Annotated in this window: 13 protein-coding genes and 2 pseudogenes; 5 read left to right on the top strand and 10 right to left on the bottom strand. The window is 62.3% G+C overall.

The features are described from left to right. Positions 1–92: 92 nt before the first annotated feature. Positions 93–377: pseudogene (locus AC0L3K_RS35815) on the bottom strand (efflux RND transporter permease subunit); the annotation flags it as partial. 28 nt (positions 378–405) lie between these two features. Here AC0L3K_RS35815 and AC0L3K_RS35810 point away from each other — a divergent pair. Then, the gene (locus AC0L3K_RS35810) at positions 406–540 is read left to right on the top strand and encodes a hypothetical protein (RefSeq protein ID WP_473367803.1); all 135 of its coding nucleotides are present in this window, start codon (positions 406–408) and stop codon (positions 538–540) included. Positions 541–556: 16 nt separating this feature from the next. After that, positions 557–685: pseudogene (locus AC0L3K_RS35805) on the top strand (LysE family translocator); the annotation flags it as partial. Between the two features lie 135 nt (positions 686–820). Here the strand turns inward: AC0L3K_RS35805 and AC0L3K_RS35800 are convergent. The 3 genes from AC0L3K_RS35800 to AC0L3K_RS35790 form a co-directional block, all read right to left on the bottom strand. Further along, entirely contained in the window at positions 821–2,038 is a 1,218-nt protein-coding gene (locus AC0L3K_RS35800; protein ID WP_473367802.1) for an ABC transporter substrate-binding protein, read from the bottom strand. Positions 2,039–2,066: 28 nt separating this feature from the next. Continuing rightward, on the bottom strand, positions 2,067–3,593 hold the full coding sequence (locus AC0L3K_RS35795) for an acyl-CoA synthetase (protein WP_473367804.1): 1,527 nt from the start codon (positions 3,591–3,593) through the stop codon (positions 2,067–2,069). Between the two features lie 121 nt (positions 3,594–3,714). Next, positions 3,715–4,776: an AraC family transcriptional regulator gene (locus AC0L3K_RS35790; RefSeq protein ID WP_473367801.1), complete on the bottom strand. Its 1,062-nt coding sequence runs from the start codon at positions 4,774–4,776 to the stop codon at positions 3,715–3,717. Between the two features lie 146 nt (positions 4,777–4,922). On the opposite strand from AC0L3K_RS35790, the gene AC0L3K_RS35785 reads away from it, so the two are divergent. Then, entirely contained in the window at positions 4,923–5,900 is a 978-nt protein-coding gene (locus AC0L3K_RS35785) for an NADPH:quinone oxidoreductase family protein (protein ID WP_473367800.1), read from the top strand. Positions 5,901–5,941: 41 nt separating this feature from the next. On the opposite strand, the gene AC0L3K_RS35780 is transcribed toward AC0L3K_RS35785, so the two are convergent. Next, positions 5,942–7,093, bottom strand: coding sequence for an acyl-CoA dehydrogenase family protein (locus AC0L3K_RS35780; protein ID WP_473367799.1), 1,152 nt, complete (start codon positions 7,091–7,093; stop codon positions 5,942–5,944). 620 nt (positions 7,094–7,713) lie between these two features. Here AC0L3K_RS35780 and AC0L3K_RS35775 point away from each other — a divergent pair. Both AC0L3K_RS35775 and AC0L3K_RS35770 read left to right on the top strand, forming a co-directional pair. After that, complete coding sequence (locus AC0L3K_RS35775) at positions 7,714–9,396, top strand: helix-hairpin-helix domain-containing protein (protein ID WP_473367798.1); 1,683 nt, start codon at positions 7,714–7,716, stop codon at positions 9,394–9,396. After that, positions 9,396–9,959 (top strand): MOSC domain-containing protein, encoded by a 564-nt coding sequence (locus AC0L3K_RS35770; RefSeq protein WP_473367797.1) that lies wholly within the window; start codon positions 9,396–9,398, stop codon positions 9,957–9,959. Before AC0L3K_RS35775 ends, AC0L3K_RS35770 begins: the two co-directional genes overlap by 1 nt. A gap of 6 nt (positions 9,960–9,965) precedes the next feature. On the opposite strand, the gene AC0L3K_RS35765 is transcribed toward AC0L3K_RS35770, so the two are convergent. From AC0L3K_RS35765 to acuR, 5 genes are all read right to left on the bottom strand, one after another. After that, entirely contained in the window at positions 9,966–10,385 is a 420-nt protein-coding gene (locus AC0L3K_RS35765) for a hypothetical protein (protein WP_473367796.1), read from the bottom strand. A 16-nt stretch (positions 10,386–10,401) separates the two neighbouring features. After that, on the bottom strand, positions 10,402–10,602 hold the full coding sequence (locus tag AC0L3K_RS35760) for a hypothetical protein (protein ID WP_473367795.1): 201 nt from the start codon (positions 10,600–10,602) through the stop codon (positions 10,402–10,404). Positions 10,603–10,896: 294 nt separating this feature from the next. Continuing rightward, a complete protein-coding gene (locus AC0L3K_RS35755; RefSeq protein ID WP_473367794.1) occupies positions 10,897–11,352 on the bottom strand; it encodes an ester cyclase in 456 nt (151 codons plus the stop codon). A 152-nt stretch (positions 11,353–11,504) separates the two neighbouring features. Beyond that, on the bottom strand, positions 11,505–12,488 hold the full coding sequence (gene acuI / locus AC0L3K_RS35750; RefSeq protein WP_473367793.1) for an acrylyl-CoA reductase (NADPH): 984 nt from the start codon (positions 12,486–12,488) through the stop codon (positions 11,505–11,507). A gap of 2 nt (positions 12,489–12,490) precedes the next feature. Next, the gene (gene acuR / locus AC0L3K_RS35745; protein ID WP_473367792.1) at positions 12,491–13,165 is read right to left on the bottom strand and encodes an acrylate utilization transcriptional regulator AcuR; all 675 of its coding nucleotides are present in this window, start codon (positions 13,163–13,165) and stop codon (positions 12,491–12,493) included. Between the last annotated feature and the right edge of the window lie 161 nt (positions 13,166–13,326).

Raw genomic sequence — 13,326 nt, 5'->3', positions numbered from 1 at the left:
GCTTTAGCTCGCCGATCGGCGTCGGGACGCCACGCCGATTTACACGCTGGGCCAACTTCCGGGCTTTCTACCGCGATCTTCATCCGAAAGCGTCATGGCGGCACCCGCTCGTGCGCGCCGATCCGACTGGCGAGTTTTCGCCGGACAATTGCCTCTGGCAGGTTGGAAGAGCCTGGCCGCGTCCGCCGCGAGAACATCGCAATCAACGCCGGCAACGTGACCAGGACGACGATGGGCGCGAGCATCATGCCCGCCACAACGACGATCGCGAGCGGCTTCTGCACCTGAGAACCGATGCCGCTCGAGAGCGCCGCAGGCAGGAGCCAGATACGCGCGACCACGCAGGTCATCAGCACCGGACGAAGCTGAAGCTCGCCAGCCGCGCCGCCGGCTGGCGATCGCAGCATGACGCTCCTGCCGCGCGAGGTGCGCATCAACGGGGAGTTCGCCGAGCTCGCCGCCACCCGCAAAACCCTGACCACGGCACTGGGCGGACGACGGGTCAGCGTGACCGACATCTACGCTGTTCGAAGGCCGTGAACTCAAGCGAAGTGTGGGAGTTCAACGAGCAATTGCTGGAATGTATGGGGCGGTGCTTTCAGATTTTATCCTCATTGGAGCGGCGGCGCTCGGCCTCGGGGCCCTCCTGGCTGCATCAGAATTCTTGTTCAATATGGTCAAGTGGATCGTGGAAGCCAAGGGAGACCCCACATGATCGACACCATCAAAATCCGAAGCTTGAACGACAGCATTCGGCAGAAACTCGTGTTCGATGGCACAGTCCTCCGGAGCGCCATCGCAACCACCCTCTGCCCGATCACTACTTCTCCGCGTCGATGACGCCGCCGATCGGCTTCCATTTGACGCCATCGAACTGCATCAGCTGCTCCTGACTGAGCGGCGTGTACCGAGTGGCGCTGGTGTTCAGCAAGATGCCGGGCAGCATAATCGGCAGTTCAAGGTCCTTGATGCTGGCGGCCTGCTTCATCAGATTTTCACGGGTCAGGTTGTCCCCGCAGTTTTTCAGGACATGAACGAAAGTCTGCGCCGTCGCATAGCCGAAGATGTAATAGGTCTCCAGTGGGTTCGCCTCCGGCATGTACTGCTTCATGAAGGCGAAATAGTCCTGCATTCCCGGATCAGACGACCATGCCTGGTCGTTGGGGTCCTTCCTGAAGGCGACCGTAATGACTCCCTTGGAGTTATCGAGCCCGGCGGGCACGATCGTACTGGACAGCGAGCCGGCAGCATCGCTAAGAAGATGAAGCGCGTCCCACTTTATTTCCGCCATCTTCTTGATCGCCTGGGCGGCGAACTTGGGCGTCGAGATGTCGACCAGAATGTCGGCTCCGCTCGATTTCAGGTTCAATATCTGCGAGTCGACCGTCGGCTCCGAAACATCGTAGCTGAGCTCCTTTACGATCATGCCTCCCGCCTTCTCGCCCAGACCGTCGCGAAAGCCCTTGATGTAGTCCCGGCCGAAATCGTCGTTCTGGAAGAGCACGGCGATCTTTGCGCTGGGGCGCTCCTTCAGGAGGTACTTCGCATAGATCACGCCTTTGGCATGATTGTTAGGCTGCCAGCCCATGGACCAGGGATAGACGGCCGGATCGGACACGCGATTAGCCCCCGTTACCAGGAACAGGCTCGGGACCTTCTTGGTGTTGAGGTACTTTTGAGTGGCGAAGCTCGAGGCCGAGCCGAAGGTGCCGACGATCGCCAGAATTTCCTCGCTCTCGACCAGACGGCGCGTCTGCTCGACCGCCTTAGGAGGGCTGTAAGCGTCGTCCAGAGAGATCAGGTTTATCCTGCGGCCGTTGACACCTCCTTCCGCGTTCACCTTCTCGAAGTACGCCAGCATGGCGCGCCCGACCGTGGCGAAGCTCGAAGCCGGCCCGCTATAAGGCATCGTCTGGCCGATCTTCACTTCGCTATCGCTCACGCCGGGGCCGTACTGGTTCTTCTGCCCGAGTGCGGGGGTCACAAGTCCCACGCACGCGATCATAGTGGCCGCCGAGGCCAGCCTCTTTATGCCCATCGTCTGTCTCCGCTGTCGATCTAGCCAGTTAGGCCGAACGCACGTACCGCTGCTTCAGCACGTGCTTGAAAAGCTTCCCGTTCTCTTGCCGCGGCAATTCGGGGTCGAAGTCGACCGATCGCGGACATTTCACATGGGACAGACCTTGCCTGCAGAACGAAATCAGCTCGGCTGCGAGGTCCGCAGACGCGTCGGAAGGCCGTTTCAGTTGCACGACAGCCTTCACTTCCTCTCCGTACTCCGGATGCGGAATGCCGAACACGGCGACGTCCGCGACTTCGGGGTGCAGCGCCAGCCGGTTCTCGATTTCCGCAGGGTAGATGTTGACGCCGCCCGAAATGATCATGTGCGAACGACGGTCCGTGAGGTACAGGTAGCCTTCCTCGTCGAGGTGGCCTACGTCGCCGATCGTGGACCATCCCTTGTCGTTGCGCGACCGGGCCGTCTTCTCCGGATCGTTGTGATAGACGAAAGCTGGCCCCTCGAAGTAGACGTCGCCGATGGCCCCGGGTCCAAGCTCGTTCTTGTCATCGTCGAGGATGTGGATCGTGCCGATGCAGGCACATCCGACGGAGCCGCGATGCGTGAGCCATTCCGGCGTCGAGATGCAGGTCGCGCCATTGCGCTCCGAGCCCGCATAGTATTCCCACACGATCGGACCCCACCAGGCGATCATCTGCTCCTTGAGTTCGGGCGGGCAAGGCGCCGCGGCATGGATCGCGCAGCGGTGAGAGGAGAGATCGTGCGCGTTCCGCACCTCCGGCGGAAGCGCGAGAAGGCGGAAGAACATCGTCGGCACCCACTGACTGTGGGTGACGGAATATCGTTCGATCGCTTCCAAGGACCGCTGCGCGTCGAACTTCCTCATGAGAACGACCGTGCCGCCGCTGTCGAGCGTGCGTAAGGTGAAGCGCAGCGGGGCGCCATGGTACAGCGGCGCCGGCGAGAGGTAGACGGAATCGTCCCCGATCTTGAAGTTCTCTCGAACCCAGTCGCCGGATGCGTGCGACTGACCCGCGCCAGAGAACAACGGCTGCTTGATGCCTTTCGGCCTGCCCGTGGTGCCCGACGAGTACATGAAGTCCTTGCCGACGGGACCATCGGCGAGTTCGATCGGCCGATCGAACCGCGCGACTTCCGTCCGGTACGCGAAATCGCCGAGCCCATCGCCGCCGATCAGGAATATCGAGCAGTGGTGTGGATTGTTCGCCTTCAGAGCCGCCATGGTGTCCGCAAATTTAGCAGCAACGAACAGAGCCTTCGCGCCGCTGTCGCGAACGATGTATGCGGCCTCGTCCGGAGTGAGGTGCGTGCTTACAGGCGTAAAGTAGACGCCGTGCTGACGGGCTCCGAAGACGATCTCGAAGTACGTGAGTTCGTTTTCTAGGAGCACCGCGATGCCGTCGCCTGCAGTGAGTCCCATCCAGATCAGAAGTTGGGTCACGGCGTTGGCGCGGCGGTCCAGCTCGCCGTATGTCACCTGTTCGTCCGAAAACGCGATTCGCGCCGCGACCTTGTCGGGATGGCGCTCCGCCCACCGGCGTAAGATAGGCATCTCTTCCCCTGATCGAACGAGTTCATGATGCCGGTTGGTGCCGGCCTTCATTCGATCATCGATCCGTGCTGCAGAACGTGAAATGACCTGGCGCGCCAATCGCGTTGGCCGAATATGCCTCTTACTTCCCCGAATTGCTGCGGTCGCGGAATTCGCCTGGCGTCGAGCCCGTCCATCGCCTGAACGCACGATGAAAGGTACTTAGCTCGGAGAAGCCTAAAGATAGCCCGACTTCTTCCAGGGAAAGCCGAGATCGTTCGATCAGATGGACCGCAAGGTCCCGCCTCACCTGATCCTTGATCTCCTGGAAACCGCATTTCTCTTCGTCGAGGAGGCGGCGACGCAAGGTCTGCGGCGAGACAGCGAGCATGGTGGAAATATCCTCGAGCGACAACGAGCGCTTCAGATTGCGGCGGAGGAGCGCGCGTACGCGCTCCGCCATGCTGCTGTCGTCCCGGTAACGCAGCAGCAGGGCGCTGGGCATGGACGCGAGGAAGCGGCGCATGCGCTCTTCATCGGGAATCACGGGCAAATCGAGCAGATCGGAGTCGAAACGGATTTCCGTTCGGGGCTGGTTGAACAGCATCGGCGCCCGATAGAACGGCTCGAGTTCCGAACTGAACGGCTCTTCCGGAAACTTGTAGTGCACGGTCGTCAAGGGCAGCCGTTTGCCGGCAAGCCAGCACATCAATCCGTACGCGAACAAAAGGACCGCGCCGTTGACCATGCGACTTCGATTGGGTTGCGCGATGCTGTCCGTCAGATAAAGCGACGCTTCGCGCGGGCCGACCGCCAGCCGAACGACGAAGTCGTCCGCAACCAGATGATAGAATTGACAGCCGACGCGGATGGCCTCGCGCAAGCTTCCGCAGCGGATCAAGAGCCGGCACATCATGCGGAACGTGCCCGGTTTGACGGGACGTCCGCAAAGGAGCCAGAATTCGTCCCGCGTTTCTCTCGTCAGAACCGAGATCAGCCTTGCGAACCGGTCCTGCGGCAGCCTGGCTCCGGCCTCGAGGGCGGCGGGGTCGATTCCTGCGCGAGCAAGAAGCCGATCCAGATCAAATCCGGCTTCGCGGACACCGCTCAAAACCAAGCCCACGTAGCCGGAATCGACGGCTGAACGCTTTGGCGCAGCGGCAGACTTGGATATTTTGGCAGGCTTACCCGGCATGCCACCCATGTATACGCGCGGGGCGGAGCCCCGTCACCATCCTTCGGCCTGTGGCACGTCGGGCCAATAGGAATGATCACTTTCGACATTGACCTGCGAGACGATCGTCCCATTCTCCGCGCTGGAAAAGGAGCCAGATCGTTATGCGAGCCCTGATGAGCTTGGAGCCGGGCGGTCCGGATACGTTGAGGCTGCTTGATGTCCCCGAACCACTTCCCGCGGCGGGCCAGGTACTGATCGCGGTCCGCGCCTGCGGCGTCAATTATCCTGACTTCCTGACCATACAGGATCTCTACCAGGTCAAAACGCCGCGACCCTTCGCGCCAGGCGCCGAAGTCGCGGGCGTCGTCGCGGCGGTCGGCGCGAGCGTAACGGAATTTCATATCGGGCAGCGCGTGGCCGCCAGAGTCGGAACGGGCGGGATGTCCGAATTCGTCGCGGTAGATGCCGCGCGCTGCAGCCCAGTCCCGGACGGCATGTCTCTCACGGACGCTGCCGTCATGCAGTTCACGTTCGAGACGGCGTACTATGCGCTTCACGATCGGGCGCGCCTGAAACCCGGAGACACGACTCTCGTGCTCGGGGCAGCAGGGGGCATCGGTAGCGCCGCCATCCAGATCGCCCGGAATATGAATGGCCGCGTTGTGGCCGCCGCATCATCCGAAGAAAAGCTCGAGTTCGCCCGTCGGCTCGGGGCGGAGGATACGTTCATCTATCCCGAGGTCATGCCGGACGATCGGCGGGAAATCGCCGCACGCCTGAAGGGCGCGGTCGGTCCCCGGGGGGCCGACATCATCGTCGATCCATCTGGCGGATGGCTGGCGGAGCCCGCCTTCCGCTGTTTGGCGGAAGGCGGACGTTACCTGGTGCTCGGGTTCACGGCCGGCATTCCGTCCTTGCCGCTCAACCTTCCGCTTCTGAAGAACGGCGACGTGCTCGGCATCAATTGGCGGACGTTCACCTTGCGTGACAGCCCGCAGAACGATCTCAACCGCCAGCAGCTGCATACGTGGTATCGGGATGGTCGCGTTTCCGCCGGGATCACCGCCGAATTTGCTCTCGACAGGGCCGCCGAAGCCATTCAGCTGTTCGCCGATCGCCGGGCGATTGGGAAAGTCGTCGTGACAATCTAACGGCTTTCCCTTTCCGGAGCGGGATCGAAGGACGCGGGGACCTACTTCCCCAAGATCTCCCGGGCCATGACGATCTTCATGATCTCGGTCGAGCCTTCCATCTGCTTGCACATCCGCAGGTGGTTGTAAAAATCGCCGAACGGATAGTCATCGATCGCAAGGCCGCGGCCTCCCAAGATCTGCATTGATCTGTCGATGACGCGCAGCCCGGCATCGATGCAGTATCCCTTGACTAAGGATGCCTGGAGCCGCGCGGCAGAATAGCCGCCGCGGTCCACCATCCAGGCCGCGTAGTAGGTGTTCCAGCGGATCGATTCGATGTCGTATTGCGAGTCCGTGAGCATCCACTGAATGGCCTGGTTGTCGGCGAGCTTGCCGCCGAAGACCTCGCGCTCCTTGGCGTATTCGATGGCGAGATCCTGACTGCGCAGCGACATCCCGAGCGCGACACCGCCCAGCCTCAGGCGAAAGCGGTTGAACTGATGCTGCGCGATCGAGAAGCCGTTTCCCTCACCGCCGAGGAGATTTTCGGCGGGTACGATGACGTTCTCGAGCTTGACTTCCTGCTCGATCCCCCACTGACGCGAGATGACGGGAATGTCGCGGATCTTCTCGAACCCCGGCGTGTCGTTGTCCACCAGGAACATGCTGATCCCGCGGTGCCCTTTCTCCGGATCGGTGACCGCCGCGACGGCGGTGTAGGAGGCCTCGCGATGCCCCGTGCGCCACATCTTGCGGCCGTTGATGACGTAGTGGTCGCCCTTTCTGACCGCCGTCGTCCTGATCCCCGCAAGGTCGGAGCCCGCCTGTGGCTCGGTGAAGCACATGGACCAACCGGTCTTGCCGTCGAGAACGGGCTGAAGGTACTTGCGCCTGATCTCCTCGCTCGCTTGGTAGAGGACCGGCCACGGCGAGAAGGTGGCTTGCGGCAGCCGCCGCGGCGACCGCGAAAATTCGGTGAGGACGATGACGTCCTCCGCCGCTCCCAGCCCTTGGCCACCGAATTGCTTCGGCACGACCAGCTTGGTGAGGCCGTAATCGCTCAGCTTTCCCTTGAGACGCGCGGTCAATTCCGGGCCGTAGTCAGGGACCGTGATGGGCCAGGAACGATAATGAGGCAGGACTTCGGTATCGATGAAGGCGCGAGCACGCTGCTGGAGGTCCAGCTGATCTGTCGTGAGTTCGAAGTCCACGGCCGTTTCCTAACTGCTGGAGTGCGCTGCGGCCGACGCCACAGGCGGCATCCGCGAGCGGTCCGCCGACTCCCGCATGATGGTCGGCCGGAGACGCTCGAGTGCACACTGCCTCGAAATCGGAAGGTGCAGAATGCTCGCAGACTCCAAAAACCCTGACCAAATCTTTCATGGATTTGTATGTCGAGTATTTCGGACCGACTCGAAGGCGCCTTGGAGATCCACGCTTTGCGCAGGAAGAGGAACTTAGGGAGCACTACCGCGCCGCCGTGTTGCGGCAGCGGCTGCTGGGGGCCGGTGGGACCGAACCATAGTCGTTGGCCGGCGTTTACCCGACTATGTCAGACGCTTTTGACTACTTCCGCGCTTACGCCGTCCGGGCTCTTTGCAAGGCCCGATCCATGCCGCGCGGCAGGATGAAGCATCTGCAGCTGGTTGTGGGGCGAATTTACAATCTCCTCAAGAAGGAGGCAGCTTACACTCCTAACACGCAGCACCTTGAGGACTTCCGGGCAGCGCAGGAGCTTGAGGCATCTCTCGATGGTCGGACGGATGACGGCCCACCCCCTTGGCCTCGCTTTGCTCCCGCGAGGCCGGGCGCGGAACGGGAGGCTCGTTGAGTGGCTTCCGTTGACGTTCGCACCGTAGCAAGTCTCCTGCGAGAATACGCAGAGCGTACGGCTTTGCGTGGCGGCAACCCCTACAGGGCCAAAGCCTATGCGCGCGCCGCAGACAGTCTGGCGGCCCTTGCCGTCCCTCTGGACGTGCTCATCGCCGAGGACCGACTGACCGAAATCCCCGGCGTCGGCGAGGCGATCGCCGACATCATCACCAAGCTTCACAAGACGGGCACTCATCCGAGCCTTGAAAAGCTGCGGAAGGAGATTCCCGAGGGCGTGCTGGAGATGCTTGCCGTACCCGGTCTTCGACCCGAGAAGGTGCTGCGTCTCTACAAGGATCTCGGCATCACCTCGCTGGCGGAGTTGGAGGCGGCCGCCAAGGACGACCGCATCAAGAAGGCCAAAGGCCTCGGCGCCGCGCTGCAGACCAAGATTCTGCAGAACCTGGCAATCGCGAAAAGCGGAGAAGGTCGCCTCCATCTGCACCGTGCGGCCTCCCTGCTCGCGCACGCCAAGGATTCACTTCGGAAGGCCCGGCCGGAGCTCAAGCGGGTGACGATCGCAGGCGACTTCCGCCGCGGCTGCGAACTCGTCGGCGACCTCACGATCGTCGCGGAGGCTGCCAAGATCGAGAAGGCGGCGAAGCCGTCGCCGAAGGACGGACTGCAAATCCGCTTGTCCGACCGCAACCACTTCGGCGTCGCCCTTCTTTTCGGCACCGGCTCAGCCGCTCACATCGAGAGGCTCCAGGCATTGGCTGCGGAGAAAGGAATGCGGCTGGAGAGGGACGGGTTGCACAAGGGTCGCACCGTGATCGCCGGCGACGAGGCCCAAATCTATAACGCCCTCGACCTGCCGTTCATCGATCCTGAACTGCGAGAGGGGCGCGGAGAGGTCGAACTGGCTCAGAAGGGCAAGCTGCCGAAGCTCGTCACCGACAAGGACTTGCGCGGAATCCTTCATTGCCACACCGATGCCTCCGACGGCACGGAGACCTTGGAGACGATGGCCAAGGCCACGCGCCAGCGCGGTTTCGAGTATTTCGGCGTCGCCGACCACTCCAAGTCCGCGCACTACGCAGGCGGTCTCTCGGAGGAAGAGATCGCGCAGCAGCACCGGGACGCCGACCGGTTGAATAAGCGCTTCGGCAAGGATTTCCGGATCCTGAAGGGCATCGAGTCCGACATTCTGGCCGACGGGTCGCTGGACTACGCGGACGATGTGCTGCAGCGCTTCGACTTCGTGGTCGCGAGCATCCACGGCCGATTCAAACTGGACCGCAAGTCCCAGACGCAGCGCCTGCTTAGGGCCATCGCCAATCCTCACACCACCATCATCGGCCACATGACCGGGCGCCAGCTCCAGCGGCGGCCAGGCTACGAAATCGACATCGAGAAGGCGCTGCGTGCCTGTGCCAAGCATGACGTCGTGGTTGAGGTCAACGCCCACCCTTGGCGACTCGACCTGGATTGGCGTTGGCATCAGGTTGCCCTCGAGTTCGGGTGCATGCTGAGCATCAATCCGGACGCGCACTCCATCCCCGAGCTCGATCACATGCACTGGGGCGTCGAGATGGCCCGCAAGGGCGGTGTCCCCGCCGACCGGGTCCTGAACGCGATGGCTCTTCCGGAGATCACGCGCTACCTCCGCCAGAAGCGGCGCTCGTTCGCCCGGGCGGCCTGATGCAGCAGGCGTACGCGCTCTCGTTGGAGGGCACGGTGGTCTCGGTCGCGGCCGATCACGGTCACCACTTCAGCAAACCGCCGCAGAATCGGATCGTGCTGGTGGAACGCGAGGATGTCGAAGGCGACGCCCACGCCGGCCCGTTTGTCCGGCACCGCTATCTCGCCCGCCGGCAGCCGCGCCTACCCAATCTCCGGCAGGTGCACCTCATCCCGGCCGAGCTCTTTGCATCACTCTCGGATGCCGGCTTCCAGGTCGCAGCGGGGAACCTGGGCGAAAATATCACCACTGCCGGACTGGACCTCGAGCGGATGCCGCTCGGGACCCTGATCGAGCTCGGACCCGTTCCGATCATCGAACTGGCCGGCCTCCGGACGCCGTGTGTCCTCATCGACCGCTTCCAGGCCGGCTTGAAACGGCAGGTGCTCTCGTCGGCGGAAACGGGCCCTCCATTCAAATGCGGGGTGCTGGGCGTGGTCAGGGTCGGCGGAGCGGTCGCGCCTGGCCATAGCGCGCGGGTTAGGCTCCCGTCCTCGCCATTTCGCGCCTTGCCGGCTGTGTAGGACAAATCAGGAGGCGTTCGCCCTCGCTCGTTCGCGCGCCTCGCGCCGACGTTCGCGGCGTTCCCGCCGCCGCTTGGCTCGATCAACGGGCTGCGGCAGCGGAGGAAGCTGCGTCGCAGCGATCGCTGCCGTAGTCTCGTCGACCAAGGGTGCCTGGATCGGTTCGGGCGCAGCGGGGCGGGCTTCCATGAACTCGAGCACTGCCCGTCCTTTTGCCGTGATCTGCCAGCCGCCGCTGAGGCGTTCGACCAAGCCGTTGGAAAAGATGTCGAGATCGGGCACCCGCGCGGCGAGGCGTTTGGTCCGGTCCGCCCATTCGCGGCCACTGGTCGCCAGGATGGCCATGTCCCGTTTGAGGTCCTCCATGACGGCGAAGCCGGCCGGATAGCTCACTAGGATCTTGAGGACCGTCACCTGGAAGTTCACGCGCCCTCCGGATCAATCAGCGCCACATCGTGGGTGCGCGGGAAAGGGCGTCGCGGCCGACTTGCCTGAGGCCATCGACCGAAACCTCGCCTCTGGTGGCGGCCTCCAGGATTTTCGAAGCGACGTGAGTCCGCGCCCCGATCTCGCGGTGCGAAACGCTTTCGCAGACTTCGTCCAGGACCGCGCGCAAAAGCGCGGTAGTTTCCGGGTCCAACATGAGCTCCCCCCAAGGGAAAACTCCATCCTAGCGCGGTTTTGCCGGCTTGGGGATTCAGGCATGTTAAGCTTTGCGAAAAATGGGGCGGAATCTAGCGAACCAGAGGCGCTGGGATGTACCGACATGCGAGGCAGGCCGGACGCCGATCTGACTCTCGAACGGCAGCTTTTGAACCGGGCGCAGATATTGAAGTCGGCGGCGTGTGCGACTTTCTAAGATGGGGGGTGTTGTAGCTGGTCTCTCTCCGTTCAGGCTCGAAGGTGGTCCGCTCGGCGCGAGAGATCAGGGACAGGGCTACTTGTCCGTCGTAAATTCCGGCTGGCTTGTGTCCTCCGGCGCAAGACGACCGATCAGGCCGTGAATGTCACCCAGCACCCACAGATCGCTCACCTTGCCGCCTCGAAATGTGAAGATCGGCGTGCCGTACCACCATACGTGGCGCCCGGTAGGAGCATGGCCGAACATGGGCGTTCGGTGGATGCCGTGGAAACGCAGCTTGCCCGAAGCGGCGTTCCCCTCCTCGAAGAGCTCGAGGATGTCAGACGTGTAGTGTTCGAGGGAATCTGTCAGCCATCGGACGTAGTCCGTGAATTGATTGAACCTGACGAGGACGGGGCCGAGGGAGCCTCGGAAGGTGAATTCCGGCTCAAAGAGTTCTGGGATGAGCGCGACGTCTGCATGTCCCACATCTCCGTAGAACTTTCGGACAACTTCCTTTTGCGGCATTAGAACAGAGGTAGCAAAGTCCAAAGCGGGCTCGAGTCCCGCGGTGGGGCAATCATGTTTGGCCTCCCTGACGAACGCTCCTGCGGGCGAGCTAAGACGGTTCAGCGATTACTCAGGTTACGGAGCAAATCTGCCTCGTCTTCCTGATGTCGCTTCACTCTAGGTTCTCTCTGAAGTCACCTGTTGACGTTGACAACCGTGCGTCCACGCACCTGGCCGCTCATGAGGCGATCCGCTGTGAGGACGACTTCTTTCAGACCGATCTCGACCGCCGTCTTCTCCAAATCCGCGTCGGTGAGCAGGGAAGAGAGGCGATCCCAGGCTTCCACGCGTTCGGCTTTTGGGCGAGTCACGCTGTTGATGCCGAACAGCGCCACTCCGCGTAGGATAAAGGGCGCCACGCTTGCGGGAAAGTCCAATCCTTGCGCCATGCCGCACGCGGCGACCGCTCCGTCCGCTTTGATCCCGGCGCACACGTTGGCCAGGGTGTGGCTGCCGACCGAGTCGATCGCGGCAATCCATCGTTCCTTTTGAAGCAGTTTGCCGGGCGACGACAGTTGGGACCGACCGATGATCTCGGCAGCCCCCAGGCTCTTCAGATACCGCTCTTCCTCCGGCCGTCCCGTCGAAGCCACGATGCGGAAGCCGAGCTTGTGAAGCAGCATGATAGCGATGCTGCCGACGCCACCGCCGGCGCCTGTCACAAGCACGTCGCCGGAACCGGCATGGATTCCGTATTTCTCGAGTGCGATAACGGACAACATCGCAGTGTAGCCCGCGGTACCGATGATCATCGCGCGGCGGGTCGGCATCGAAGCGGGCAGCTTGATCAACCAGCCGGCCTTGACCTTGGCTCGTTGCGCCAAGCCGCCCCAGTGTTGTTCGCCGACGCCCCAGCCGTTGAGGACCACGCGGTCCCCCGGCGTGAAGGTTGGATCGGAGCTCGACGAGACCACGCCCGCGAAATCGATCCCCGGCACGAGCGGGAAGGATCTCACGATCGGACCCTTGCCGGTAATCGCGAGGCCATCCTTGTAGTTCAGCGTGCTGTACTCGATCTCGACGGTAACGTCACCTTCGGGGAGACGGCTTTCGGGTAATTCGGCAACACCGGCGCGATATCCGCGCTCGTCCTTCTCAATCAACACGGCTTTAAACAAGTCTAACTCCTTTTCGCGAGGCTCTTGGGTCTGACCCTCGGCATCGGACGCGGTAGGCCGGCAATGAAGCCGGCGATGAAAGTATCGAGCGGAAGGGCGTTCTTGACGAGGCGAGCTCGCATCACTGCTCCCTCCCACCCGATCCAGAAGAACTCGGCCAGTGAATCGCAGTCCGCGGCGGCCCCGATCTCGGCGGCCTCGCGTGCGAGTTCGAGGCAACACGCCACCTTCCGCTGCCAACCCCTGACGATCTCGTCCAACAAGAACCTGTAGTCGTCCGGCAGCGCCTCGACCTCCTGGCTGAGATTTCCAACGAGGCAGCCCCGCGCATAGCCGTATTTAGCCATACCTCCCTTGGCGTCCTCGACGAAAGCTCGCATGCGCGCCAACGGCGCGAGCTGTTCGTTGTTTAGGGCGCGGTCCAGCTTATGGCAGAAGAACAAATCGTAGGCCTTCATGACTTCGCGGCCGAAGTCTGCCTTGCTTTCGAAGTAGTGGTAGAAAGACCCCTTCGGAACCGTTGCCCGGCGCAGCAGCGCGTCCAGTCCGGTGGCTGCAAAGCCCTGCTGGGTCATCACTTCCATCCCGCAACGTAAGAGGACGTCGTACGTCGGCGAATATCCGATATCGCGTCGGTCCGACTGGCCGGATTTCCGTGGAATGCTCTCTTTCGCCACCGGTTTTGTCCTAATTTGTCCTAATTAGACCGATCGTCTAGAACACAGCTGCCCCCATTTGGCAACACAGGAAACCGAGCCTGCATTTTGCAAAAGACTACGAGAGGGCTGAATTGCTTGTTCCAGGCGCAGCTTGCACCCGTTTTCCGCAGGCTTTGCTG

It is taken from the genome of Bradyrhizobium sp. MI1.10, assembly GCF_055811035.1.
This window is presented reverse-complemented; position numbering and strand designations above follow the sequence as displayed.

Excerpts from the sequence above, each read along its gene's own strand:
- AC0L3K_RS35770 (WP_473367797.1), top strand. The coding sequence starts at position 9,396 with ATGCAGCAGGCGTACGCGCTCTCGTTGGAGGGCACGGTGGTCTCGGTC.
- AC0L3K_RS35800 (WP_473367802.1), bottom strand. The coding sequence starts at position 2,038 with ATGGGCATAAAGAGGCTGGCCTCGGCGGCCACTATGATCGCGTGCGTG.
- AC0L3K_RS35790 (WP_473367801.1), bottom strand. The coding sequence starts at position 4,776 with ATGGGTGGCATGCCGGGTAAGCCTGCCAAAATATCCAAGTCTGCCGCT.
- AC0L3K_RS35760 (WP_473367795.1), bottom strand. The coding sequence starts at position 10,602 with ATGTTGGACCCGGAAACTACCGCGCTTTTGCGCGCGGTCCTGGACGAA.
- AC0L3K_RS35810 (WP_473367803.1), top strand. The coding sequence starts at position 406 with ATGACGCTCCTGCCGCGCGAGGTGCGCATCAACGGGGAGTTCGCCGAG.
- AC0L3K_RS35785 (WP_473367800.1), top strand. The coding sequence starts at position 4,923 with ATGAGCTTGGAGCCGGGCGGTCCGGATACGTTGAGGCTGCTTGATGTC.
- AC0L3K_RS35795 (WP_473367804.1), bottom strand. The coding sequence starts at position 3,593 with ATGCCTATCTTACGCCGGTGGGCGGAGCGCCATCCCGACAAGGTCGCG.